Origin of the sequence: Thermaerobacillus caldiproteolyticus (genome assembly GCF_015326725.1) — a bacterium.
In the GTDB taxonomy this organism is placed as follows: domain Bacteria; phylum Bacillota; class Bacilli; order Bacillales; family Anoxybacillaceae; genus Thermaerobacillus; species Thermaerobacillus caldiproteolyticus.
In genome coordinates, this window is record NZ_CP064060.1 from 2,441,910 (window position 1) to 2,467,836 (window position 25,927).

Annotated in this window: 25 protein-coding genes and 1 pseudogene; 8 read left to right on the forward strand and 18 right to left on the reverse strand. The window is 42.5% G+C overall.

Going from position 1 to position 25,927, the window contains the following annotated elements; translation table 11 throughout:
* Nucleotides 1-64: 64 nt before the first annotated feature.
* The 3 genes from ISX45_RS12200 to ISX45_RS12210 are packed head-to-tail and all read left to right on the forward strand — an operon-like array spanning nucleotide 65 to nucleotide 2,552.
* The gene (locus ISX45_RS12200; protein ID WP_181554735.1) at nucleotides 65-697 is read left to right on the forward strand and encodes a GNAT family N-acetyltransferase; all 633 of its coding nucleotides are present in this window, start codon (nucleotides 65-67) and stop codon (nucleotides 695-697) included.
* Nucleotides 698-732: 35 nt separating this feature from the next.
* On the forward strand, nucleotides 733-1,377 hold the full coding sequence (locus tag ISX45_RS12205; protein ID WP_181554736.1) for an acetoin utilization AcuB family protein: 645 nt from the start codon (nucleotides 733-735) through the stop codon (nucleotides 1,375-1,377).
* A complete protein-coding gene (locus tag ISX45_RS12210) occupies nucleotides 1,374-2,552 on the forward strand; it encodes an acetoin utilization protein AcuC (protein WP_194519090.1) in 1,179 nt (392 codons plus the stop codon). The genes ISX45_RS12205 and ISX45_RS12210 overlap by 4 nt, the downstream gene beginning before the upstream one ends.
* A 32-nt stretch (nucleotides 2,553-2,584) precedes the next feature.
* On the opposite strand, the gene ccpA is transcribed toward ISX45_RS12210, so the two are convergent.
* Nucleotides 2,585-3,580, reverse strand: a complete 996-nt coding sequence (ccpA, locus tag ISX45_RS12215; protein ID WP_181554738.1) for a catabolite control protein A — start codon at nucleotides 3,578-3,580, stop codon at nucleotides 2,585-2,587.
* Nucleotides 3,581-3,708: 128 nt separating this feature from the next.
* Between ccpA and ISX45_RS12220 the strand changes: the two are divergent.
* Nucleotides 3,709-4,171, forward strand: a pseudogene (locus tag ISX45_RS12220) (TrmO family methyltransferase domain-containing protein).
* A gap of 73 nt (nucleotides 4,172-4,244) precedes the next feature.
* On the opposite strand, the gene ISX45_RS12225 reads toward ISX45_RS12220, so the two are convergent.
* On the reverse strand, nucleotides 4,245-5,327 hold the full coding sequence (locus tag ISX45_RS12225) for a bifunctional 3-deoxy-7-phosphoheptulonate synthase/chorismate mutase (protein ID WP_181554740.1): 1,083 nt from the start codon (nucleotides 5,325-5,327) through the stop codon (nucleotides 4,245-4,247).
* A gap of 226 nt (nucleotides 5,328-5,553) precedes the next feature.
* Here ISX45_RS12225 and ISX45_RS12230 point away from each other — a divergent pair, with 226 nt between their 5' ends.
* A complete protein-coding gene (locus tag ISX45_RS12230) occupies nucleotides 5,554-7,659 on the forward strand; it encodes a cell division protein FtsA (protein ID WP_194520698.1) in 2,106 nt (701 codons plus the stop codon).
* Between the two features lie 184 nt (nucleotides 7,660-7,843).
* Here ISX45_RS12230 and ytxJ read toward each other — a convergent pair whose 3' ends face one another.
* Genes ytxJ through ISX45_RS12245 form a run of 3 tightly spaced genes read right to left on the reverse strand, consistent with a single transcriptional unit; the run spans nucleotide 7,844 to nucleotide 9,073 of the window.
* A complete protein-coding gene (gene ytxJ / locus ISX45_RS12235) occupies nucleotides 7,844-8,176 on the reverse strand; it encodes a bacillithiol system redox-active protein YtxJ (protein ID WP_181554741.1) in 333 nt (110 codons plus the stop codon).
* Between the two features lie 5 nt (nucleotides 8,177-8,181).
* Nucleotides 8,182-8,637 (reverse strand): YtxH domain-containing protein, encoded by a 456-nt coding sequence (locus ISX45_RS12240; protein ID WP_194519092.1) that lies wholly within the window; start codon nucleotides 8,635-8,637, stop codon nucleotides 8,182-8,184.
* Nucleotides 8,624-9,073 (reverse strand): DUF948 domain-containing protein, encoded by a 450-nt coding sequence (locus ISX45_RS12245; protein ID WP_194519093.1) that lies wholly within the window; start codon nucleotides 9,071-9,073, stop codon nucleotides 8,624-8,626. The genes ISX45_RS12240 and ISX45_RS12245 overlap by 14 nt, the downstream gene beginning before the upstream one ends.
* A gap of 169 nt (nucleotides 9,074-9,242) precedes the next feature.
* Between ISX45_RS12245 and ISX45_RS12250 the strand changes: the two genes are divergently transcribed.
* Entirely contained in the window at nucleotides 9,243-10,358 is a 1,116-nt protein-coding gene (locus tag ISX45_RS12250) for an aminopeptidase (protein ID WP_181554744.1), read from the forward strand.
* 455 nt (nucleotides 10,359-10,813) lie between these two features.
* Here ISX45_RS12250 and ISX45_RS12255 read toward each other — a convergent pair whose 3' ends face one another.
* The 9 genes from ISX45_RS12255 to ISX45_RS12295 all read right to left on the reverse strand — a co-directional run bounded on the left by ISX45_RS12255 (nucleotide 10,814) and on the right by ISX45_RS12295 (nucleotide 20,091).
* On the reverse strand, nucleotides 10,814-10,987 hold the full coding sequence (locus ISX45_RS12255) for a hypothetical protein (protein ID WP_194519094.1): 174 nt from the start codon (nucleotides 10,985-10,987) through the stop codon (nucleotides 10,814-10,816).
* A gap of 430 nt (nucleotides 10,988-11,417) precedes the next feature.
* Nucleotides 11,418-12,719 carry a UDP-N-acetylmuramate--L-alanine ligase gene (gene murC, locus ISX45_RS12260; RefSeq protein WP_181554746.1) on the reverse strand — a complete coding sequence of 434 codons (1,302 nt, stop codon included), beginning with the start codon at nucleotides 12,717-12,719 and terminating at the stop codon, nucleotides 11,418-11,420.
* Nucleotides 12,720-12,934: 215 nt separating this feature from the next.
* Entirely contained in the window at nucleotides 12,935-14,032 is a 1,098-nt protein-coding gene (locus ISX45_RS12265; RefSeq protein ID WP_181554747.1) for a nicotinate phosphoribosyltransferase, read from the reverse strand.
* Nucleotides 14,033-14,082: 50 nt separating this feature from the next.
* On the reverse strand, nucleotides 14,083-16,326 hold the full coding sequence (locus ISX45_RS12270; RefSeq protein WP_194519095.1) for a DNA translocase FtsK: 2,244 nt from the start codon (nucleotides 16,324-16,326) through the stop codon (nucleotides 14,083-14,085).
* 95 nt (nucleotides 16,327-16,421) lie between these two features.
* Nucleotides 16,422-17,027 carry a YtpR family tRNA-binding protein gene (gene ytpR, locus ISX45_RS12275; protein WP_181554749.1) on the reverse strand — a complete coding sequence of 202 codons (606 nt, stop codon included), beginning with the start codon at nucleotides 17,025-17,027 and terminating at the stop codon, nucleotides 16,422-16,424.
* Nucleotides 17,028-17,190: 163 nt separating this feature from the next.
* The gene (locus ISX45_RS12280; RefSeq protein WP_181554872.1) at nucleotides 17,191-17,988 is read right to left on the reverse strand and encodes a DUF1444 domain-containing protein; all 798 of its coding nucleotides are present in this window, start codon (nucleotides 17,986-17,988) and stop codon (nucleotides 17,191-17,193) included.
* 88 nt (nucleotides 17,989-18,076) lie between these two features.
* Nucleotides 18,077-18,397 carry a thioredoxin family protein gene (locus tag ISX45_RS12285; protein ID WP_181554750.1) on the reverse strand — a complete coding sequence of 107 codons (321 nt, stop codon included), beginning with the start codon at nucleotides 18,395-18,397 and terminating at the stop codon, nucleotides 18,077-18,079.
* A gap of 23 nt (nucleotides 18,398-18,420) precedes the next feature.
* The gene (locus ISX45_RS12290) at nucleotides 18,421-18,951 is read right to left on the reverse strand and encodes a DUF84 family protein (protein WP_181554751.1); all 531 of its coding nucleotides are present in this window, start codon (nucleotides 18,949-18,951) and stop codon (nucleotides 18,421-18,423) included.
* A gap of 63 nt (nucleotides 18,952-19,014) precedes the next feature.
* Entirely contained in the window at nucleotides 19,015-20,091 is a 1,077-nt protein-coding gene (locus ISX45_RS12295) for a M42 family metallopeptidase (protein ID WP_194519096.1), read from the reverse strand.
* A 127-nt stretch (nucleotides 20,092-20,218) separates the two neighbouring features.
* On the opposite strand from ISX45_RS12295, the gene ISX45_RS12300 reads away from it, so the two are divergent.
* Nucleotides 20,219-20,515 carry a PepSY domain-containing protein gene (locus tag ISX45_RS12300; protein ID WP_181554753.1) on the forward strand — a complete coding sequence of 99 codons (297 nt, stop codon included), beginning with the start codon at nucleotides 20,219-20,221 and terminating at the stop codon, nucleotides 20,513-20,515.
* 55 nt (nucleotides 20,516-20,570) lie between these two features.
* Here ISX45_RS12300 and ISX45_RS12305 read toward each other — a convergent pair whose 3' ends face one another.
* A complete protein-coding gene (locus ISX45_RS12305; protein ID WP_194519097.1) occupies nucleotides 20,571-21,413 on the reverse strand; it encodes a YtnP family quorum-quenching lactonase in 843 nt (280 codons plus the stop codon).
* Nucleotides 21,414-21,483: 70 nt separating this feature from the next.
* Nucleotides 21,484-22,161 (reverse strand): tRNA (guanosine(46)-N7)-methyltransferase TrmB, encoded by a 678-nt coding sequence (gene trmB / locus ISX45_RS12310; protein ID WP_181554755.1) that lies wholly within the window; start codon nucleotides 22,159-22,161, stop codon nucleotides 21,484-21,486.
* A gap of 183 nt (nucleotides 22,162-22,344) precedes the next feature.
* Here trmB and ISX45_RS12315 point away from each other — a divergent pair, with 183 nt between their 5' ends.
* On the forward strand, nucleotides 22,345-22,614 hold the full coding sequence (locus tag ISX45_RS12315; RefSeq protein ID WP_181554756.1) for a YtzH-like family protein: 270 nt from the start codon (nucleotides 22,345-22,347) through the stop codon (nucleotides 22,612-22,614).
* Here the strand turns inward: ISX45_RS12315 and ISX45_RS12320 are convergent.
* On the reverse strand, nucleotides 22,607-23,389 hold the full coding sequence (locus ISX45_RS12320) for a phosphotransferase family protein (RefSeq protein ID WP_181554757.1): 783 nt from the start codon (nucleotides 23,387-23,389) through the stop codon (nucleotides 22,607-22,609). The genes ISX45_RS12315 and ISX45_RS12320 overlap by 8 nt on opposite strands.
* Before the next feature lie 121 nt (nucleotides 23,390-23,510).
* Nucleotides 23,511-25,670, reverse strand: coding sequence for a type I pullulanase (gene pulA, locus ISX45_RS12325; protein WP_194519098.1), 2,160 nt, complete (start codon nucleotides 25,668-25,670; stop codon nucleotides 23,511-23,513).
* Nucleotides 25,671-25,927: the final 257 nt, after the last annotated feature.

A 25,927-nucleotide genomic window follows, 5' to 3' on the forward strand; every position in this document is an offset into this window, starting at 1 on the left:
AACGCTTTATAAACTATATTTTCATGTATAATAAAAAGAAAACAAACACTCAGGTGGTGACTGAATGGAACATAAAAAAACATATAATGCAAAAGAATTAAAAACACCAAAAGGGACTTTAATTATCGAAGGACCTTTGCCTGCTAAAAATCTAGCGAGTTACGAATTCCATCATGATTTAACCGCCTTTCGTCAGCCACAACAGCAGCATAAAGCCTTGATTGAAATCGCCCAATTACCTGAAGGAAGAATTATTATCGCGCGTCATGATCAAACGATTGTTGGCTACGTTACATTTCTCTATCCAGATCCGCTTGAGCGTTGGTCAGAAGGAAAGATGGAAAATTTAATTGAATTGGGAGCAATTGAAGTGATTCCTGAGTTTCGCGGCTATGGAGTTGGCAAAAATCTTTTAATCGTCTCCATGATGGATGATGCGATGGAAGACTATATTATCATTACGACGGAATATTATTGGCATTGGGATTTAAAACGAACCGGATTAAATGTATGGGAATATCGCAAAGTAATGGAAAAGATGATGAATGCCGGCGGGCTCGTTTGGTACGCGACGGATGATCCAGAAATTTGCTCTCATCCTGCGAATTGCTTGATGGCTCGTATCGGTAAGCGGGTCGATCAAGCATCAATTCAAAAATTTGATCAGCTTCGTTTTATGAACCGATTTATGTATTAAGCAGTCGTCTAGACAACAAATGGGGAGGAGAATATATGATTGTTGAACAAATTATGAAAACGGATGTGATTACGCTTCATCCGAACCACCGAATTATCGACGCTATCCAATTAGTCAAACAGCACCATATTCGACATATTCCGATTGTCAATGATGAAAACCATGTCATTGGTATCATCACAGACCGCGATATTCGTGATGCCAGTCCATCCATTTTTCAAGCAAACGAATATATAGAAGACTTGCAAAAACCGATTAGCACGATTATGAAAACGGATGTGATCACCGGACACCCGCTTGACTTCGTCGAAGAAATCGCCGCTTTGTTTTATGAATATCGCATTAGCTGCTTACCGATTGTCAAAGACGAAAAGCTCGTCGGCATCATCACGGAAACGGACTTACTGCATACGTTCGTGCAACTCACTGGTGCTCATCAGCCCAGTTCGCAAATCGAAGTAAAAGTACCGAACCTAAGTGGCATGCTAAGTAAAGTAGCAGCCATTTTTAGTCAAAGAAATATCAATATTTCCAGTGTTCTTGTCTATCCGGACAAAGATGAGCATTATAAAATTCTTGTCTTCCGCGCGCAAACGATGAATCCAACCGGGATAATTGCCGATTTAAAAAACGCTGGCTATACGGTATTGTGGCCAAATTTACCGGGGGTTTCATCATGAAAAAAGACTGTGTGTTTGTATACTCAGACGATTTTCAAAACTATAAATTTCATGATGAGCATCCGTTTAATCAGCTTCGCGTCAAACTCACTTATGACTTGTTGCGAACGATGAACGCTTTAAGAGATGAACAAATTGTCGCTCCAAGAATGGCCACCGACGAAGAACTTGCACTCATCCATGATCGCGATTATATTGAAGCGGTAAAAGCAGCAGGGCAAGGACGTCTATCAGCAGACATTGCCTTAAACTATGGACTAGGAACAGAAGACACCCCAATTTTTCCAAACATGCACGAAGCAAGCGCACTGTTAGTCGGCAGTACATTAACAGCGGTCGATTATGTGTTATCTGGAAAAGCGAAACATGCATTAAGTTTAGGAGGCGGGCTTCATCACGGTTTTCGCGGCAAAGCCTCAGGCTTTTGCATCTACAACGACAGCGCTGTGGCAATTAAATATATACAGGAAAAATATCAACTTCGCGTATTATACGTGGACACCGATGCTCATCATGGGGACGGAGTGCAATGGTCCTTTTACGACGATCCGGATGTTTGTACGTTTTCGATTCATGAAACAGGTCGCTACTTATTTCCTGGAACAGGAAACGTCAATGAGCGCGGTCAAGGAAAAGGATACGGTTATTCGTTTAACATTCCTGTTGATGCGTTTACAGAAGATGAATCTTGGCTTGATGCCTATAGGCAAGCACTTCGAGAAATTGCTGATTTTTTTAAGCCGGACATCATTGTCACGCAAAATGGTGCAGATGCTCATTATTATGATCCGTTGACTCATTTATCGGTAACGATGAAAACATACAGAGAAATTCCGAAATTAGCTCATCAAATTGCCCACGAATATTGTGACGGTCGTTGGATTGCCGTCGGCGGAGGAGGATACGATATTTGGCGAGTCGTTCCGCGCGCTTGGGCACTTATCTGGCTCGAAATGACAGAACAATCAAATATTTCAGGTAATCTCCCGAAAGCATGGCTAGACAAATGGCAGGCACTCTCTCCTGTTCAGTTGCCACTTGAGTGGGATGACCCAGAGCATTTATATTCTCCGATCCCGCGCAAAGCAGAAATTACGGAAAAAAATGCACAAACGGTAGAAAAAGCGCTATATCCGATTCGTAATCATCGTTCAAACATAAAACAAAGCCTATGAATTCACTCATAGGCTTTGTACACCTTTTCTCTTCACTTTGTAGACTCTCGATACTCAATGCGATGCGGCAAGACAACAATATGGTTTTCGACATTCTCTTTATTCATATATTTTGTTAAAAGACGCATCGCTACCGCACCGATGTCATACATTGGCTGTACGACCGTCGTTAAACGCGGACGCACCATCGTCGCGAGCCTTGTATTGTCAAAGCCAACGACTTCAAGTTGTTCCGGAATGCTTATACCATGGTCTTGTGCACTATGAATTACGCCAAGCGCCATCTCATCCGTTCCGGCAAATACCGCCGTCGGTCGTTCCGCTAATTCCGCCATTTTTTCGTATGCTTCAATGCCGGAATCATAGGAATAATCTCCTTCGATAATGAGAGCTTCATCATATGGCAATCCGCGCGTCTCTAATGCGCGGCGATAACCCGCCAATTTCTTTTGATTAATCGGATCATCTGCTGGTCCGGTTACATAAGCAATTCGCTTATTTCCTTTTTCCAGCAAGTACGTGACCGCGTCAAATGCAGCTTGTTCATAGTCGATATTAACGGATGGAATCGTATTATTCGGCTCAATCGTTGCCGCTAATACAATCGGAACAGGAGACTTTTGAAACTCATTCACATGCTCCTCGGTAATGTTTCCACCCATAAATACGATGCCGTCGACCTGTTTTGCAAGCATCGTGTTCAGCAGATGAAGTTCCTTCTCTTTATTTTGGTCGGAGTTGCTTAAAATAATATTGTATTTATACATGGTAGCGACATCTTCAATCCCGCGCGCCAATTCCGCGAAAAAAATACTTGAAATGTCAGGAATAATCACACCGACCGTTGTCGTTTTTTTGCTTGCAAGTCCCCTTGCGACTGCATTTGGTCGATATCCCAAACGCTCAATTGCTTCTAACACCTTTTTTCTCGTTGATGGCTTTACATTTGGATTTCCATTTACAACACGCGATACTGTCGCCATTGATACGTTTGCCTCTCGCGCTACATCGTAAATCGTAACGTTCATTCGTTCCACTCCTTTTCTTCATGAATAATCTATTCTTTCTCCCATAACCACTAATGTTGCCTATTTACGTAGAAATATCATACGATACATTATGGGGCAATCGCAACGGATTGACAAATATTTTGCAAATGTTTTCAATATCGACGATACGGAGGGGAGAAAAACACTGTTCTATTTCCCCTATTACCTATGTATATAATTTCCCATTCTATGCTTGATGATGACTATTGGGGGAGTGTTGTATCCGAATTTACCTTAATTGATGAGCTGAACGCAACAGCACTAGATGGTATTGAAGACTTTTCCCATTTAGAAAGTATTTTTTATTTCGACAAAGTTTCCGATGAAAAGATTCAATATGGAACAAAACATCCACAAAATAATCAACAATATCCGAAAGTAGGGATTTTTGCGCAACGAGGGAAAAATAGACCGAACAAACTAGGGGCAACAAGCGTTGAGTTCATCAAACGTAACGGTAAGACATTGATTGTCAAAGGGGTGGACGACATCGACGGAACACCCGTCACTGATATTAAACCGGTCATGCGCAAGTTTCTTCCACTGACTGGCGTAAAACAACCGTTGTAGTCGGTAGACGTAATGAAAGATTATTGGAAATAATAGCTCGCCTCTTCAATTTTGAAGGGCGAGCCATCTTGATTTATGCATTGACCATTTGTCGCTGGAATGATTTTAGCTCTTCCATAAATTCATTGAACTGATCAATATCCATTTGCTGCGCAGAGTCAGATAACGCCACCGCAGGGTCTGGATGAACTTCCGCCATGACACCGTCAGCTCCGATCGCTAATGCAGCTTTCGCGCAAGGAAGCAATAAATCACGTCGTCCTGTCGAATGCGTGACGTCAACAAATACAGGTAAATGTGTCTCTTTCTTTAAGATCGGCACAGCAGAAATATCAAGCGTATTTCTCGTTGCGCGTTCGTACGTGCGAATGCCCCGCTCACAAAGAATGATTTGACCGTTTCCTTGCGACATAATATACTCAGCAGCATTAATGAACTCTTCGATCGTTGCTGCTAAACCACGTTTTAATAACACCGGCTTATTGACCTGGCCGGCTGCTTTCAGCAGTTCAAAGTTTTGCATATTCCGCGCGCCAATTTGGATGACATCAATATAATCTAATGCAACCTCAATATCGGCTGGAGTGACGATTTCGCTAATGACTGCTAAATCGTACTCGTCCGCGATTCGTTTTAAAATTTTTAGCCCTTCGACTCCTAGTCCTTGGAAGTCGTATGGCGATGTTCTCGGCTTGTATGCGCCGCCGCGCAACAGTTTTAATCCTTGCTTTTTGACGGCTTCCGCGACCGCAGCGACTTGCTCATAACTTTCTACCGCGCACGGTCCCATAACAAAGTATTGGTTGCCGTCACCGATTTTTTCACCTTTGACCTCAACAATTGTATTTTCTGGTTTTTTCTTACGCGAAACAAGCAGTGCTTTTCGATGATCCTCTTGCTGCAATTCTAAACCAGCTTTAAAAATTTCTTTAAAAATATGCTTCAACGTTGCCGTTTCAAACGGCCCATCGTTATGTTCAAGGATTAAATCAAGCATTTTTCGCTCGCGGACTGGATCATAGCGATATGTCCCTTGCGTTTCCTTAATTTTTCCAATTTCCTGAACGAGTCTTCCCCGTTCATTAATCAGTTGCAAAATTTGAAGATTGAGCTCGTCTACTCTCGCACGCAACTCGTCTAATCTTTCGTTGCTCATGCCTTCTCATCCTTTCCTCATTTGTAAAAATGTGATACATTTCTAGTAATTAGACATTATTATAATGGAAATGGGAGCAGTTGTCATCCATAAATCACTTTATTTATTAAACGCTTTTAAGCAATAAAGTATTTTATGAGATTTTATCCAAGAAGGTGATTCACTCGTGAACAAAGAAACACCGATTTTCGCCTTAGATATCGGAACTCGTTCTGTCGTTGGCATTATGCTCCAACAAATGAACGACCATTATACAATTTTAGATCTCGTCATAAAAGAACACCATGAACGCGCGATGCTAGATGGACAAATTCACGACGTATTAGCTGTCGCCAGCGTCATGAAAGACATCAAAGAAACACTCGAACAAAAATACGGTCCGTTAAAACGTGTATCCGTTGCCGCAGCAGGAAGAGCACTAAAAACAGAACGGGCAGAAGCAACACTTCTCATCGCTGGAAAACCGATGATGACAAAGGAAGATGTGAAGCACTTAGAATTGAGTGCTGTTCAACAAGCGCAAATCAAATTGGCTTCCCAACAACAAGAACAAAGCCATCACTACTATTGCGTCGGCTACTCTGTTGTCAATTATAAAATCGACGGCCAAGAAATCGGCAGTTTAATTGATCAACAGGGGACAGAGGCAACTGTTGAAGTCATTGCGACCTTTTTACCGAAGCTTGTCGTCGAATCGCTGCTTGCGGCACTGCAGCGCGCTGGTCTTGAAATGGAAGCATTGACTCTCGAACCTATTGCGGCGATTAATGTGCTGATCCCACCGACAATGCGCCGATTAAATGTGGCTCTTGTCGATATTGGGGCAGGCACTTCCGATATTGCCATTACTGATCTTGGCACCGTCATCGCTTACGGAATGGTACCCATTGCTGGCGACGAAATCACTGAAGCAATTTCTGATCATTATTTGCTTGATTTTCCACTGGCAGAAAAAGCAAAACGGGAGCTCTCCGCGAATGAAACTGTCACAATCACCGATATTTTAGGGTTTGAAACGGAAGTGTCCCGAGATGAAATGATCGCATCCATTTCCGATGCGATTGATCGGCTGGCGCATGCCATCAGCGAAGAAATTTTATTGCTAAACAGCGGAAAACCGCCAAAAGCGGTCATGTTAGTCGGCGGCGGTAGCTTAACACCTGAGTTGCCAAAACGGCTTGCCGAAAAGCTTCAGCTTCCAGAAAATCGCGTGGCAATTCGCGGCATTGATGCCATTCAAAAGCTTGAGCTAACTCCAAAAATCGCTGAACGCGGACCTGAACTGGTAACGCCAATCGGTATTGCCATTGCATCTAAACAAAATCCTGTTCAGTATATGACAGTATCCGTCAATGACCAATTACTACGTTTGTTTGATATGAAAGCATTGACCGTCGGTGATTGCCTTCTTGCTGCTGGCATTCCGTTTCAGAAATTATACGGAAAACCGGGTATGGCGCTTGTCGTCACTGTCAATGGACAAACAGTAACAATCCCCGGAACATATGGAGAACCACCGCTCATCGTAAAAAACGGAGTTATCTCCTCGTTAGACGAGCAAGTTCACGACGGAGATAAGATCGTCGTCGAAAAAGGAAAAGACGGCGTTCCGGCTACTGTTCAATTACGAGATCTAATCGATGAACTGCCTTGTAAGAACGTCACCATTAACGGTGAACGTTACAAAGTAAAAGCAACAGTGTATCGAAACGGGCAAGCTGTTTCTCTCGACAACAGCGTCAACGATCGCGATGTCATCGTTGTCAAAATGCCGGAAACGATTGAAGAGTTACTAATAGAACTTCATCTTGTTGAGTGGATTCAAAAGATAAAACCGTTCACGGTCAACATCAACGGTTCATCCGTTGAGCTTAAACAATTTTCCGGGAAAATATACAAGAATAATATGGAAACAAAGCTTCATTCCAATTTTGAAGATGGAGATATCATTGAAATCGAGAATGGAACGGACCCGACCGTCATCGAACTGGCAACAGCGAAGAACATCCAGCTCCACTACTCCATTCCGATTACTTTTCATGGCAAGCCGCTTACATTGTCGAAGCGAATCGTTGAGGTTTACAAAGAGGGACAGCTTCTCGATGAAACAGATGTCATCGAAAACGGATCAAGCCTTGAACTTATCGAAAAGAAGCGTGAGCCTTTTATCTTCCAAGATGTATTTAACTACGTACAAATCGATATTCCTTCATCCGCTTCCAAGACATTTACGTTGTTGAAAAACGGCGAACCTGTCACGTTTTATGATCCCATTGCACCAGGGGATGAATTACAAATCGTGTGGGAGGCAACAAGTGCGGAGATGAAATAAAAAGAGATTGGCTTACATGTTAACATGGAGAAACTTGCCTTGAAGATGAAAAAACAAAATTTATTTTATAGCCTAATCGTTTAAGAAGATGATTCATTCTTTCTTCTAATCATCATATAACCTGTATTCATATGAGATTGTATACTGTTCCCTATTCAAACAGGCGTCCCATACCGGACGCCTGTTATTCGTTCGCGACTTGTTTTTTCAGCGTATCATACGTGATGTTCCAATGAGACGTATGCCACACCACAGAACCATTCTCGAATAAGAGAGCTTGTGGAGACTCATGCTTGACCCCAAACGTTTCCGCAATGTAGTTGGAAAGCGGGCGCGCTTCTTGCACGAATAAATAATATGTATCCATATCAGGATAGTCTTCCACAAATTTTTCATATTCGCGAAAAGCTGCTTGACTAATTGGGCATGTGAGGCTATGCTTCACGAATAAAAACCGTTTCCCCTGCTCGATTACTTGTTGAAATTGCTCCATCGTCTCCAGTTTCTGCTTTCCCACTTGGCTCACTCCTCTTCATTAGGCTTTTGTAATTTTTTCTCGGCATCGTTGAAGGCAGCTTCTGCTTCTTTCAACAGTATTTCAATATTTTCTTTACTGTCCTCCTTCGATTGAATAGGAATCGGAATCGATGTCACTTCCGAAAGAGCAGATTCAGATGGGGACGCAGACTTATCATCCTTTTCGGATTTCAGGTCAGTGTCATTTGTGAAAGATCTGCTTGAGTACGCAGACTCATCCTTCTTTCCGATTGGCACAAACTGTCCGACTTCTTTCGCTTTTTCCTTCGCGATTTCTAACCATTCAGCTGCGGTCGTTTTGATTTGCTCAAGATTTTCTGTTTGATTCATATCCTCAAGCAATTTTTTTCCTCTCTTGCTTGTTAAAAATACGGCCGTGGCTGCACCAACAACGCCACCAACAATCGCTCCCAACAAAAATCCTCCATTATTTTTTGCCATGTGGTTGTGCCTCCTTCATATTCTTTTGCTTTCTCTCTTTCCATTTTTCCCATATTTCCAGAAAAGCATTTCCCCATTGCATCACTTTTACAACTTTTTCTTGATGAGTTTCTACTTGTTTCGTGACCGATGTCGAAATTTGTTGCAACGATTGATTAAATGATTGAACGGTAGAGCTGACATCGCTCACGGCACGCACGATCGAATTAAGCCCTTCGACTTTTCGCTGCACATCGTCGGCCAGCATATTCGTTTTTTTCAACAATTGCGTCGTTTCCGATGTAATGCCCTGCACTTGCTTTTCGAGACTATCGATGGTCGCTGTTAAACGTCGAATCGTCTCTTGAAGCACAGTAAGCGTCTTCGCAATATAGACAACTAACAGAAAAAACGATATTGCAATGAGTGCTACACTTAAGTATAAAATAATTTTCACTGCTTTACCTCCTTGTTTGCAACAGGCTTATCTCTTTTACCCGACATTTTGTCTTTAAAACAGTTCGCCTTTTTATCGACAAATTCCTGCAAGAACATTTATTCAACAAATCGAGCCAAATCGGTTACAATAATTATTGTACATATTGATAAATTGGAGGCGTCATTGAATGAAAGATCCACGTATTGAGCAATTGGCGAAAACGTTAATTCACTATTCCGTTCGCCTACAAAAAGGAGAAAAAGTATTAATCGAAAACTTCGGATTGCAGCGTGAGCTCGTCATCGCTCTCGTCCGCGAGGCATACGCAGCTGGAGGATATCCGTTCGTATTATTAAAAGATCACCAAGTCGATCGCGCGCTTCTTCTTGGCGCCCAGGAAGAACAATTCGAGATGATGGCGGAATTTGAAGCGAACGTCATGAAAAATATGGACGCGTATATCGGCTTGCGCGCTGGCGATAACATTAACGAATTTGCCGATGTCCCAGATGATAAAATGAAAATTCACGGCAAAACAATCATGCAAAAAGTGCACCGCGAAATTCGCGTGCCGAAAACGAAATGGGTTGTACTTCGCTATCCAAATCCATCGATGGCGCAGCTCGCGAAAATGAGCACCGAAGCATTTGAAGATTTTTATTTTAACGTATGTAACCTTGACTACAGCAAAATGGACAAAGCAATGGACGCGCTTGTCGCCTTAATGGAAAAAACCGATAAGGTACGGATTACCGGTCCGGGAACAGATTTAACGTTCTCGATTAAAGGGATTCCGGCAATTAAATGTTCAGGACAAATGAACATTCCAGACGGCGAAGTATACACCGCTCCTGTTCGCGATTCCGTCAACGGAACGATTACGTTCAACACACCATCTCCATACCAAGGCTTTACATTTGAAAATGTAAAGCTAACGTTTAAAGACGGCAAAATTGTTGAAGCGACGGCAAACGATACGGAGCGCATTAACAAAATTTTCGACACAGACGAAGGAGCACGCTACATCGGCGAATTTGCCATCGGAGTGAATCCATACATTCAACATCCAATGCAAGATATTTTGTTCGACGAAAAAATCGACGGCAGCTTCCATTTTACACCGGGCCAATGTTACGATGAAGCCTACAACGGCAACCATTCCAACATCCATTGGGATATGGTCATGATCCAGCGCCCTGAATACGGCGGCGGTGAAATTTACTTTGACGACGTGCTTATCCGCAAAGACGGCCGCTTCGTCATTCCAGAGCTGGAGCCGTTAAACCCGGAAAACTTAAAATAAACGTTAAGATGAACGAGTCGGCAAGAAATTTGTCGGCTCGTTTTCTTTTGGGCGGACTGTACATACTTAAAACAAAGCTACCAAAACGACAGGAAAGTGAAGCCGTTTGGAATGGTGAGAGTTGTGCTTTTCTTAACCTTTCAACGTGCTACGCTCCCACTACATACTACTTCTTTTATGCAAGCTGGACAACAAAGAACTATTGAGAGCGCTCAATATAAACAAAAGTCAGGCCGCCAAAGGAATGGCCGTTTCACTTCATAGTGCGCTAAAGAACGATTTAAAATTTTTTGTTCACGAAGAAAAAAAGGTTTGAAAATAAAGCGGGATGACAAAAAATTTACATTAAATGATGGGACAGTGGCCATTTATCGAATCCATTTCCATTCCGCTTATGTACTCGGATTTCAGATTATCCTTTGGGTATTACCAAAGCATTACACCAAATCATCTTATTAAAATTGCGGAATCAGCTTTACCAAAATCAACAATAAATGCAAAAGGTGAGGTAAATCAACCTTAAATGCGGCAACAAAGGAAATTGGCTTCACATTCTCTGTCACCAATTTCACAAATAGCATATCTCCTGTTAGTAAATTGTGCGTATTCATCACGATAGCATTCGACACAATTCTTCACCGGACGGCGGTAATCTAAATTTCTGCCATTTTTGTTATTGCTCTCTTTTTGATAGAAGACAGGCGCATTGTCTGTATTAATGTCTTATTCCGCTCTTAGACCAACATTCAATTCGAGATCCCATAAAAATTCGATCATTACCTCTTTTTTCCCACATGCTTTTTGTGATATAGCGAAACGCCAATATTTTTCTTATTTCTTTTTTCCTCTTTAGATCATAAAGAAAACTAGACAACCACTAAATGCCCTAACAGAGAAATGAATAATACGTTAATAGCACTAATCACGAATATTCTTACATATCCCGCCTTTTAAAAAATAGAATATTCGTAAAAAATTCCGCATGATTATCGTTTCATCAAGTAGAAATGACGGAGCTACATAAAGAAAAAATGAGACAGGTACTTTCCTGCCTCATTTTTATGAATGTACCGTCTGCTCGTACGCCTCTTGGAATTTTTGGATGTCTCCTGCTCCCATAAAGATAAGTACAGCATGTTGATGTTGCTTTAATACGGATGTATCGTTTTCTTGAATTAAACGCGCGTTAGGAATTTTCGCTTGCAGGTCTTGAATCGAGAGTTTGCCGTAATGTTCGCGCGCAGAGCCAAAAATGTCGCATAAATAGACTTGATCCGCCCTTTGCAAGCTTGCAGCAAATTCATGTAAAAACGCCTGGGTTCTTGTATACGTATGCGGTTGGAAAATCGCTACAATTTCTCGATCCGGATATTTTTGTTTTGCCGCGTCAATCGTCGCGACAATTTCGGTCGGATGGTGGGCATAATCATCAATCAAAATTTGATCACCAAGTTGCTTTTCGCTAAAGCGGCGCTTGACTCCTTGGAACGTTTTTAATCGTTCTTGAATAATGTGAACATCAATCTCCTCATAATGGCAAAGCGCAATCACTGCAAGCGCATTTAACACATTATGGTCACCGTGGCGCGGAATTTCGAACGATGCAAAAAACGTATTGCGAACAAATACATCAAACGATGTGCCTTCCGTTGTTTTGACGATATTGCGCGCCTGAAAATCGTTATCTTCCCCGAATCCATAAAACAATACTGGCACTTTTGCTTGAATTTTTTGCAAGTGCTCGTCATCTCCACAAGCGATAATTCCTTTTTTCACTTGTAAAGCCATTTCTTGAAACGCTTGAAAGACGTCGTCAATATCAGCAAAATAATCAGGATGGTCAAAATCAATATTCGTCATAATTGCATAGTCTGGGGAATACGCCAAGAAATGGCGGCGATATTCACACGCCTCAAACACAAAATATTTGCTTTCTTCTATTCCTTTTCCAGATCCATCACCAATTAAATAAGAAGTTGGGTACGCTCCTTGCATGACGTGAGCTAATAACCCTGTTGTCGATGTTTTTCCATGCGCCCCTGTGACCGCAATACTTGTGAACTTTTGTAAAAATTCTCCTAAAAAGCGGTGATAACGAATGACGGGAACGTCTAATTCGTATGCCGCTTGAATTTCTTCATGCGTGTCAGGGAAGGCGTTTCCGGCGATGACCGTATAGCCTGGTTTAATGTTTTCTTTGTTAAATGGCAAAATCGGAATTCCCCGCTCCTCTAATGCCTTCTGAGTAAAAAAACGCTTTTCTACATCCGAACCTTGAACCGTATAATTCATATCATGAAGAACTTGCGCTAAAGCGCTCATTCCCGTTCCTTTAATGCCAACGAAATGGTAAACTGTCATATCGAAGAACCTCCAACAATCGTCTATCTGTAAGACAGTATATGACGTTCATGTAGATTTGCCATTTGCCTTGATTTATGCTCCTTTGAGTGCATTATGTATACTCACATTTCATCATTATAACACTATTTTAAAGGAAAGACTATGAGAAAAAGAAAACTGATAGAAGCCTCTCCCCTATCAGTTTTCCCTGTAAATCGATGCGGTATCGCTCGTTAGTCGACTTTTTCTAAACGTGGGTTCGGGCGATATCTTCGTCCTGCTTTCGCTTGATGTTTTCCGTTCAATAAAACATTGTCACCCGTAAACCCAATATTAATCTTCAACAGGCTGCTGCCGACACCATACATATCAACCGGCACTCCTTGTTTTTCAAACTCGATGATCCGTTGTTCGTTAAACCCGCCGCTTACCATAATTTTTACGTGATGAAAGCCTTCGCGGTCAAGGGCTTCACGCAGCGCGAAAATTAATGGCGGATTGACACCGCGCGGGTCAAATGTACCAAGTACTTCCGGATGACGAATAAAATATTGGTCAATCATTGTTCGCGATGTATCGACACGGACGCCTTTTAATTTATCTCCAAATTCCCGTGCCACGCGAAGCGCATCGGTAATACAGTCATTGTTGTAATCGACAAGCACAATTAAATCGTCTTCTGGGTATTTTGCATGGTACGCTTTTGCTGCAGCAACAACGTCACCATCAAACAATTGGATTAATGCATGCGGCATCGTTCCCATTCCTTGCTTGCCCCACCATTCATTCATCGCGTGAGTCGCCTGCGCTGTAGAGCCGCCAATAAAAGCAGCATAGCCATCTCCAGCCTGCTGAGTGTAATGATCATCGCGATCGCCCATGAAAATAATCGGCTTTTGTACACCCGATAATGCCGCGGCTTTTACAACGTTATAGACGTTTGTCGCCACCGATGTTCGCCGCGCTAAAATGCCGTCAATAATTCCCTCTAAGTAGCCGAAGTTTTGGTACGGCCCCGTAATCGTCAGCACCGTTTCAAACGGGCTGATTTTATCGCCGTCTTTCAACGAGTAAATTTCCAATTTTTCCGGCTCATCAGCAAATGTTTTCACGAGCGCAATAACTTCATCTGTTCCGCATAATACGGCATGTTCTTTTTGGAAAAACTGCATCGTTACAATGTTATTCGGGCAAAATTCACGTACAATTTCACGCGTTTTTAAAAAGTAAACAGCGGAAAACCAGCCATCACGTATCCGCTCATCGAATTTAAATGTTTTATTCGTTAATCGCTTAATTTTTCCTTGCAATTTTAACTCGATTTCTTTCATTGTCGCTCCCTCGCCTAGGTCTGAATGTGATTTCTTTACCATCTTTTCTATCATATCATACTATTTTCCTGCAAATTCGCCAATTCCTCTTCCGTAATGAGCACATCACGCGGCTTGCTTCCACGCGCTTCGGAAATAATTCCTTGCTCTTCCATCATCTCAATCAATCGAGCGGCACGATTGTACCCGATACGAAAGCGGCGCTGCAAACTCGAAGTCGAAGCTCCTCCTTGTTGAACGACAAATTCGCACGCCTCATAAAACAGTTCATCTCCTTCAGCTGACACCGTGCTTTGTTTCAAAAAATCTTCTTGTTCGAATAAGTAAGAAGGAGACATTTGCGCTTTCACATGGGCGACAACGCGTTCAATTTCTTCATCAGACACAAAATTTCCTTGTACGCGCACCGTTTTCGATGTTCCGTTTTCCAAGAACAGCATGTCACCACGCCCTAATAATTTTTCCGCTCCGTTTGTATCGATGATCGTCCGCGAATCAATTTGCGATGAAACAGAAAATGCGATTCTTGTTGGAATGTTCGCTTTAATCAGTCCGGTAATGACATCGACGGATGGACGCTGTGTCGCAACGATTAAATGAATACCGCACGCTCTCGCCTTTTGCGCGATACGACAAATTGCTTCCTCTACATCCCCCGGGGCTACCATCATTAAATCTGCCAACTCATCAATGATAATGACGATATACGGCAAATGGTGCTCTGGAGTTTGTTCTTTTTTAACAAGTTCATTGTATTTTTGAATGTCTCTTACCCCAGCATGAGCGAATAGCTCATAGCGGCGCTCCATCTCTTCGACTGCCCATTTTAACGCTCCTGTCGCCGCCTTGACATCGGTAATGACAGGGCTGACAAGATGCGGAATATGGTTATAAGGAGCAAGCTCGACCATTTTCGGGTCAATTAATAATAATTTTACTTCATGTGGAGCGGCTTTATAAAGCAAGCTAACGAGCATAGCATTAATGCAGACGCTTTTTCCTGAGCCAGTCGCCCCGGCGATTAATCCGTGAGGCATTTTCTTTAAATCGGTCACGACCGGCGCTCCCGATATATCCAGCCCAAGCGCTACCGTTAACGGAGAGGCGCTTGTCCGAAACGTTTCACTTTGTAAAATTTCGCGAATGAACACAGGGCGGCTTTGTACATTCGGTACTTCAATCCCAATTGTGCTTTTTCCGGGAATCGGTGCCTCAATGCGAATATCCTTCGCCGCTAGACTGAGCTTAATATCATCAGCTAAACTCGTAATTTTATTGACTTTTACACCCGGAGCCGGCTGTACCTCAAACCGTGTCACCGTCGGACCTTGGGTCAAATGTACGACTTTCGCGCCGATATTGAAACTTTGGAACGTCTTGTCTAATCGCTCACGCTGCTCGTTAAGCCATTGTTCATCATGCCCCTTTTTTTCCAATGGCGGTTGCAATAAAGAAAGCGGCGGAAAGTGATAACTGTTTGTCGTTTCTTCTTTTTTCTTTGCTTCTTCCCACTTTTTCCGGTCTTGTTTTAACATAATGACATTATAAGGAATACGGGAGCGAGCGGATTTGACAGGAGCAGATTCCCCGGTTGTTCGAAGCGGCTCGTCCTTGTTTTCGGAAACAGATTCTGCCGTTTCTTCTTCTTTATGCTCCTCGCTCGCTTCGACTTCAGAAAACGCGCTCTTTTCGCTTTCTTCTGTCAATTGCTCATTCGTTTCTTGTGTGACATGTTCATCGATACTTTTGTCGATTTGCGATTTCGTTTCTTCTCCTGTTGCAAGTTGGTCAACAGCTTCAAGTGTCTCTAATTCGTTGTCATCTTGTTTAAGAAGTTGGGGCTCGCTTCGTTCATCGTCTATTCCTTTATGTTCAATCGTTGTCGGCAATAGCTCAAACTCAATTGTTTCGCTTGTCTTCGTTGGTTTTTTATATCCATAAATCGGCGATGGAACTTCTGAAGGGCGAAATCGTCGTTTTTCCGTTTCCCCCGTTGATTCCCTATGGCGTTCTCTGCTCTCACCAACCGCTCGCTGCCTTTCACGAATAAGACGGTGAGAATGTTCCCCCCTCTTTTCCATTTCCGACAAAGCCGAGCTGTTTGGCCGGCGCACCGATGCCGGCTCATCAGGAATGAGCGGAAAACGAAAATTCCCTTTTGGGTATTGATAGGTGACTTTCACATCTAAATGTGATGAAGCAGGTTCAGCTTGCTTAACTTCTTCATAAGAAAATCGTTGTTCCTCTTCCTCTCCCTGTAATAAATAGCGAACCAATCGCCTCAACCATTTCATAGTAAAATCACTCTTTCTCTCCTCTTTTCCACTTAATTTTATCAGTTCCGGAAAAAAAGTCACTAGATTGTGCTCTAGTGACCGTCGCAAACATTTTATCGGGTAAATGGTTGCCCGACTTCATACTCATCCGATAACACAAGAATCCCTTTTTCTTGCGGTGCGTTTGGCAAATCGAGCTCTCGCGCCGAACAAATCATTCCGTAGGAAGGAACACCGCGCAATTCCGCTTCTTGAATAACAAGACCGCTCGGCATCACCGCTCCAACTTTCGCAACAACTACTTTTTGTCCCGCTTCGACATTTGGAGCACCGCACACAATTTGTAACACTTCCGTTCCAACATCGACTTGGCATACGCTGAGCTTATCGGCGTTCGGATGTTTTTGTTTTTCCTTTACATAGCCGACGACAAACTTTGGTGAAAAGTCGGCTTCGATTTTTTCGTTCCAACCGTTTTTCTGTAAAATATCGTTAATCACAGAAACAAGTTCCTCGTTGAGTTCTACAGTACCGTTTCCTGTGAACGCATAGTAATCTGAAGCGTTAAAAATGTTATATCCTACTGTTTCTCCAGTCGCTTCATCGAAAATGCGAGCCACATCTCCTTTTTTCTCAAACGCACGGCTTTCTGAATTAATTGGTTTCAACGAAATGAGCAGTACATCGCCAATTCCCTCTTGATTGTAAAATACGTTCATCGTTTCCCTTCCTTTCTAAAAAAGTATGTGCAGAAACCATCTCAATTGTTCATTTTTGTCATGACCGTAGAAAGCTGAACGAAGTGATTATTTCTTTATATTCAGCAGTCAAATCTTTAAAATTGCCTAACATTTCAGATGAAAAAGCACGTCTTCGCTTTTCTCATTGTTTGCGATAATTTTTCCCTAATATAAAAATCGGTTCAAGTTCACCGTTTTCGTACAAAAACGATAGTGCCGTAATCGGCACACGACCGCTTGCGAAAAAGCTCATTGTCATCTGGGCAAGCACATCATAGCCCACTTCGTTTTGAATATCAGCGATGATAAGGACATCTTGATGCGGCACAGCAAGCGCCATTGTTCCTTTGATGTTTTTTGCAAATTTCGCTAAAAACGGCTCATTTAAAATGCGGCTGGCGTCATAGCCATCATTCGTGTTGACAAAATAAAAGGTATTTCCAGCCACCGTATCTTCTTTTACCTTGACCTCTAAAGAACGGACATTAAAGCGGGCGATTTCCTTAATTCGTTCCACGTCCCAATGTTCCTGTTCCACTAATTTTTCGTCAATCAATCGGTACGTATTGCCCAAGTCAAGCGCATAGTAAATGCGGGTCTCCGCGGTATGTTCATCATAAATAAGCGGAATTCCATCGCTTGTTTTGGTCGGAAACGATGTCGAGCGAATGACGGGATAAATATCTTTTTCTTTGCCTGACAACGTATGGTGCTCATGCATCGTATGTAGCGCTTGCTCGATGTAATATACAATTTCGTTAATCGCCTCGTCTTTTTGTTCTTCCCATTTTGCAATAATACCAGGAAGAGAGATTGTAACACCTTTTTTCGTTTCTTTATTCTCAATGCGGAGCGTGTCTTTTTTACTGTCAAAACGAAACGCCCAGTCGTCGCGAGCAAGTTTTTTTTTAATTTCTTCATACATTCGTTTGCTGTTCATTTTCATCATTGTTCCCTACTTTCTCCGACATCCTTCGCGACCGCTGTCCAAATGTGCTGTCTTGAATCAAATCACGCCACTTCTTCATTTATGAACGGCCTAATCCGCGAATAAATTGCTCCACTTCTTCTTTTGTCTTCCGATCTTTGCTGACAAAGCGGCCAAGTTCTTTGCCGTTTTCATAAGCAACAAAACTTGGAATGCCAAAAATGTTTTCTTCTTGACAAACCTCTAGCAACTTATCGCGGTCAACGTAATAAAATTCGTAATCAGAAAATGCTTGTTCAATTTCCGGCAAAAATGGTTGAATAAATCGGCAATCCGGGCACCAATCAGCCGAAAAAACGAAAATCGCTTTCTTTGTATCTTTCACTTCTTTATATTGTACAGCGGTTTCGATCGTTTTCATGCGCCTATCTCCTTTCTTTCTTATCATAACGTGAATTGTCCGTTTTGACAAAAAAATTCGTATTGACCAGCTAACAGCTTCGTGATATGGATGAACATGTCTGTGCGATCGACGTAACCATTTGTAAAAATACCGATCGCTCCTTCTTTTTGGCGAATGTTTCTTTTTCCTGTATATTCGTCCATCACATCACCAAGCTCTCTGCCGCTCATGACTTCTGCAGCCACTTCAGATGGTAACGGAATGCGCGCACCGCCAGCGGAAATAACAGCACCGTTTCGATCGACAAGCGCTCCCCAATTGCACAACCACAATCCGTCCTTCGTTTCAGTAACACCGCCTTCAAGCCCAATGCCTATGTCTGCCTGTTCTTTCGCTAACGCATTTTTCGCTCTGTTGATTGCTCCTAGGCGCGTTTCTTCATCGGAAAACGGTTGCGACGCGACATCAGAAGATACAGATATCGGCATGAATACATAGCATTCATGGGAAAATACTGCTTTTACTGCCGCGACTTTTGCCGGGTTCGTTGTACCAATCGCGATTTTTTTCATCGCTTGTCACTCCTTTTCACGGAAAAAGAGAAGCCTTGTTGTGGGCAAGACTTCTCCGTTTTCTTAACTATTTTGACGGATGGCTTCCACCGTTGCTTTGTCACATTTTTTCACAAGCTCGATTAACAATTGTTTCGCCGCTGCGTAATCATCGACGTGAATGATGGAAGCATGTGTATGAATATAACGTGAACAAATGCCGATGACTGCGGAAGGAACACCGCTGTTGGCAATATGTACTCGTCCGGCATCCGTACCGCCGCCCGGTGAAACAAAATATTGATATGGGATGTTATTCGTCTCCGCTGTATCTAATACAAACTCGCGCATGCCGCGGTGTGTCACCATTGAACGGTCGTAAATGCGGACAAGCGCTCCTTTACCAAGATGACCAAATTCTTTTTTGTCACCTGTCATATCGTTCGCCGGACTGGCATCTAACGCAAAAAAGATATCCGGCTGAATCATAGCGGCTGCTGTTTGCGCTCCTCGTAACCCTACTTCTTCCTGAACGGTCGCTCCTGAATATAACACGTTTGGCAATGTCTCGTCTTTTAATTCTTTTAATAGCTCGATCGCCAATCCGCAGCCGTAACGATTGTCCCACGCTTTAGCAAGAATTTTTTTCGGATTTGCCATCGGCGTAAACGGGCAAATCGGTACAATTTGCTGCCCCGGCTTAATGCCCATTTTTTTCGCATCTTCCCGATCATCTGCACCGACATCAATGAGCATATTTTTCATTTCCATCGGCTTGTTCCGCTGTTCTTCTTGAAGCAAATGCGGCGGAACCGAGCCGATAACGCCGATGACAGGGCCATTGTCTGTAATAATTTGTACGCGCTGAGCGAGCAAGACTTGACTCCACCATCCACCGAGAGGTTGGAAGCGAATCATGCCGTTATCGGTAATCGCCGTCACCATGAAGCCGACTTCGTCCATATGTCCCGCCACCATAACAGTCGGACCGTTTTCATCGCCGCGCTTCACACCAAAAATGCTGCCAAGCCGATCTTGTACAACTTCATCAGCATATTGTTCTAATTCTTTCCTCATAAAACGCCGCACCGCATGCTCATTGCCCGGCGCTCCCGGCAACTCGGTTAATGTTTTAAATAACTGAAGTGTTTCCTCATTCATGTTCTCTAACCCCTTTTCCGTATCCATTTTTATTTTAACGAACGACTGAATTGTTTTCCACTTTTCTTACATTGTTTTGAAAAATGAGATATACTAAACGATAGACTATAGTAGCGGAGGTTTAAAAATGAGTTGGAAAAACTTTTTCGCTGGTGTTACGGTTGGTTTCGCTGCTGCGTACGTTGTCAAAACACTACTGAATAAGCAAATGATTTCATCGGAAAAAGCACTATCATTAGCCAAAACGGCGTTTCAGCAATATGCCCCGATCAGCGGTTCGTGGATTCAAACAAAGCCGGAACCATACAAAAAAAACAATATCGTTTATACCGTATATAAAGGCGGCGTTTGCCGCGGTGACGAACAACACGAGTTTCTCATCGACGCGTATACAGGAACAATTATCGAAACGCGCCCAATCTGAAAGCTAAATGATCCGTATGGGCGCTCCTATTATAGAAGGCGCCCTGTTTTTATTGCTAGCGGTTTCGTTGAAGACTCGTTATGATTTCGCCGCTTTCGCCCCATTTTAATGCCCGATAATACGCGTCATGGTAAAAAGTAAACCATGCTTGTTGTTCAATCGCGTACGATATCCATTTTTGTTTTTCAAAAATGGATGTCATCGGGTAATCGTCATACGCCATTACCCATAAGATGTTTTGATGGGCGTGCGTCGGCAGCAAATCTGCCAAGTGGATGAGCGTTTCTCCTCCTGATTCAATGAGTACAAGCGAGTGCCCTTCGCTATGGCCGCCCGTATGAACCATTTTTATGCCGCTTGCGACTTCTATTTCCTTTTCAAATGTAACCACTTGATCGACGACCGCTTCCCAATTTTCTTTCCAATATGTATTGCGCGAGCGAATATTGGGCTGTCTCATTTCATTCCATTCGAGTTGAGATGTAACAATTTGTGCGCGCGGAAATGCGGAAACAAGCCGTTCCCCTTCCCATTTCGTCAAGCCGCATGCATGATCAAAATGCATATGAGTCATCAATACGATATCAATATCGTTCGTTGTTAAACCGAGTTGGCCGAGAGATTGCTCGATATTGGATTCCTCGGTAACCCCAAAGTTGCGCTTTTGCTTATCTGTCAATTTCCCATTGCCAATTCCTGATTCAATTAATACGTTTTTTCCATCCACTTGCACAAGAAGCGGATCAGTACGCAATTCAATTTGATTATTGTCATTGCACGGATATTTTTTCGACCAAAGCGGCTTCGGCACAACACCGAACATTGCGCCTCCGTCTAAATGCGTCACCCCTCCGTTTAACCATGTAATCGTCACATCTCCAATTTTTAATTGTTCCACTTCCCATCACCTCATTATTTAGTGTACCATTCCACGAATGTTTCGAAAATAAAAATAGAGGCTGTCTCATCTATGGAGAGACAGCCTCATTGTTTTCACATCGTTTTTTAGACGGGTATTTCACTTCGCAGCGATAAATGCGATTCCCTTTGGCGGCAAACTTTTCTTCATACTCCGTCATAATATTTCCAACAAAATCACTATGATGAAGGTCTAAACTAACATATGTTAACACTAATCCATATTGTGAGAAACTCACGAGCGAATATTCAAACAACCCTTGATTATCGGTTTTAAAGTGAATTTCCCCTTCATCGACTAATACTTGCTCATATAGCTCAAGGAATGCTTGATACGTTAAACGCCGCTTTTCATGCCGCTTCTTTGGCCACGGATCTGAGAAATTTAAATAAATGCGCTCTACTTCCCCTTGCGCAAAAAAATTCGGCAAATCTTTGGCGTTCACATTTAATAAACGCAAATTCGGCAATTCGTTTTCAATGAGCTTATCTAATGCCGAAACAATGACACTTTCGTACAGCTCAATTCCAATATAATTGATATGTGGATTTGCTTTTGCCATCCCAGTAATAAACTGGCCTTTTCCCGTTCCAATTTCTATATGAATAGGATGATTATTTCCAAATACTTCGTTCCATTTTCCCTTATATTGCTCTGGATTTGGAATAACATAATTCGGGTAAGCGGCAATTTTATCTTTTGCCCAAGGTTTGTTACGTAAACGCATACAGACACCTCTGTTTCTTTGTTTGTCGTTGTCAACGATATCATGAATAGCGGCAAAAGCGCAAGATAGCAAAATAAAAAACAGCCGTATTCACGACTGCGAGAAAGTGGTATAAATTTTTCGTCACAAGCGCACATTAATCAATAAACACAGACCTTTTCACAAAAAGGATGGTGGTTGTGTATGCCACTCAATCATAAGCATCAAATGGTGATATTAAAAGATATTTTATCTAATCATCAAACCGATTGTTGCGGCACCGTTTCCGAATGTGAACAAATCGAACGCCTTGTCAGATCATTGTTGGGAAATGAACAAGTCGGTGCACATGTAAAAAGCGTTTTGCCGGACATTTATGCCTATGGACAAAACGGAAAATATAGCACTGACTTAGATTCCCATATTCTCTCTCACCAACAACAATTATCTGAATGGGTCAATCAGCTTACGTAAAGGACAAAATGTCCTCGAGGAAATGCAATGACTGTTGCATTTCCTTTTTTACATTCTTCTCTTTTTGCCAAGCAAGCGAATATAACGTTTGTGCCACTACATACCATTTCATTCGAAAACGTAAATCGTCTGTCAATTCAAGCCCGTAAAGCTGAAGCCAACCTTCCCACTTGTCTTCAGGGATGTAAGAATATAACAACATGCCGATGTCAATCGCCGGATCGGCGATCATCGCTCCATCCCAGTCAATTAAATACAACCTTCCATCTTCGGAAAGTAACCAATTGTTATGATTAATGTCACAATGACAAACAACAAACTCCTCGTTTTGAATCGAAGGTAAATTTTGTTCGAGCCACACCAATGCTTGTTTGACAATGGGCTCATCGAACGAATGACGAGACATTCGCTCTTTTAGTTTATCGACCATCACCTCTGGAAGTAGTGGGGTCTTTCCTAACCGTTTGAGCATCGCCACTAAGTCTTGGGAACGATGAATTTTTCGCAATAAACTTGCGACTTGTTCACTTCCCATGTCATGCGGTTTTAATTCTCTTCCATTCAGCCACTGTTGAGCTGTAATGACATCGCCATTTTCCATCCGCTTCGTCCAGACAAGCTTTGGGACGATTCCCTCTGCTGACAAAACGGCAAGAAACGGCGAAGAATTGCGTTTTAAAAACAGCTTTCGTCCCTCATATTGCGCAAAATATGCATCTCCAGTAGCCCCGCCAGCAGGAGTGATTTCCCACTCCTTTCCTAGTAACTGTTCCAAAGCAAGTTCACCTTCAACTTATAAAAAATAAAAGACAGCAATCACCTGATTTCTTGTTTTCAGACAATAGCTGTCTTACTAGATTTTATATGCGATTTGCTTTTCTCGTCAAGTAAAAGTCCTACGATCCTGTTTTAACAAGGACAAATGTCGCAATTCCATCGATCTCCATTTCCTTTTGAACAGAAAACAATGGATCAATGCCGCTGCGTTTTCCGTCACATACGACATGCCATTCATCTTCGTCCGGCAGGAACACACGCTCCTTCGTTTCTTGATTATGATGAATTACGATAATATCGCTCCATCGTCCATATGCTTGCACATGATGAAGTTGATAAGCAATGATGGAGGGAGGCATCGGCTCTAAAAACAGAAGGTGAGTACGGATCTCAGCAGCAGTTGCCAATCGGAAGGCGCGATGCTCATTCCGCAATCGGATCAATCCTTGAATGTAGCGAACATCCTCTTCATGCTCGCTTTTTCGCTTCCAATCCAGCTGATTAATCTCATCTGGGGCATTATAGCTATTTTCGATCCCCTGTTTTGTCCGATAAAATTCTTGTCCGCTATGCAAAAACGGAATTCCCTGCGATAACAGGACCATTGCAGTCGCTAGTTTTTGTCGTTTTTTTCTCACCGCTTCGCTTTCGTGACCATTCGCTATCATCATTTTGTCCCAAAACGTATGGTTGTCGTGCGACTCCACATAATTAATCGTTTGTGTTGGAGCGAAAAACAATCCTTGACCTGTTCCAGTACGCACACTTCCGGCAATCATCTCTTTTATTCTCTCCCGATACGCGCAATTGCCAAGGACAAAACCTTGATCCGCAACGGAAAACGCACTGCCTTTTACGCTATCGCGAAATCGATCATTAAAGTAAGCAATGTCTGGAAGTTTGTCAGCGTTTTGCAACGTTGCCTTTTGTTCAGAAGGAAGCGGGGTTGGTAAATCCCAGCCTTCTCCTAATAAAAGGGCAGACGGGTCAATCGAATGGACGACGCTGCAAATTTCTTTCATCGTTTCGATATCTAGAATCCCCATTAAATCAAAGCGAAATCCATCAACATGATATTCTTCCATCCAAAACCGTATGGAATCGACAATAAATTTCCGCACCATCTTTCGCTCTGAGGCAATATCGTTTCCGACACCTGTTCCATTTGATGGAAAACCGTGTTCATCATGCCGAAAATAATAACCGGGAACAATTTTTTCAAACGACGATTGTTCACGAATATATACATGATTATAGACGACGTCCATAATGACACGAATTCCGTTTTCTTGCAGCGTTCGGATCGCTTTTTTTAGTTCGTAAATCCGAGCGTACGGATCAGCAGGGTCAGTTGCATAGCTTCCTTCAGGAACGTTGTAATGAAGAGGATTATATCCCCAATTATATTGTTGATTTGGCTGACCTTCGTCCACTCCGGCAAAGTCATTGAACGGAAGCAGTTCCACATGAGTAATCCCGAGTTCTTTTATATACGAAAGACCTGTAACAGTATTGTTTGGCCCCGTTGTTCCGAGCTCGGTCAAGCCTAAATACATTCCTTTATGGACAATACCGCTATCGGGATGAATCGTAAAATCGCGAATATGGGCCTCGTAAATGATCGCATCAGTCGGCGACAATAACGGTGGCAACGAAGGCTTAGGGGTATGAGTCTTTGTTAAATCGACAATTACTCCGTATTCCCCGTTCATCGAAACAGCGACCGCATACGGATCGACTGCTTCACGCCAAACAAGGTTTACACACACTAAATAATTGTAATGCATTCCTTCTATATCGCGAAAAACAGTAACGGTCCACACTCCTTTTTCCGTGCGTTCAAGCGGAATATGTTCTTCCTTTCCCGTCTTTGGTTCAAGCAGTTTTAACTTTACTTCTGTTGCTGTCGGTGCCCATAGCTTAAAGGTCGTTTGTTGTCGTGTATAGATGACTCCAAGATCATTTCCATTGTAAAAAAATTGTTCATCAAACTCTTTCGTTCGGATGACAGCACCAATTTGTAGGTCGGTAAATGCTCCGTATTCATCATAAATGAGATAATGTTGTCCGATTTCGATCGGAACATCAATGCGACATTCATATTTCATCCTCGTCGATAAATCTGTCTCTTTATGAATGCGCAAAGCACACCGTTCGTGATTCGGGTTTTCAATCGTAAACGCTTTCAACTTTCCTTGATGATACGATTTGGGCACTAAAATCGTAATCGTGTTCATCCTATCTATATACGCTTCGAATGTTCGATGTACGTTAAGCAAAATTTTCACCTCCTAGACTCACATCGTGCTCTAGCTAAACCGACAACAAACACCTGAATTATGATTACCGAAAAAGGGGAATATCCAAGTCGATGGAGACGAAATCACGGATTCGCTATGAATAAAAGCAGGAATTATTCCAACGTTATCCCTCTTTAACTTAAAGGAAGAAGCAATATTAAAATTGCCGCCCCGTCTTCATTCATTTCTCACAACTCTATTTCCTCGGAAAACCGCCTTCCCGTCCTTCATCGATG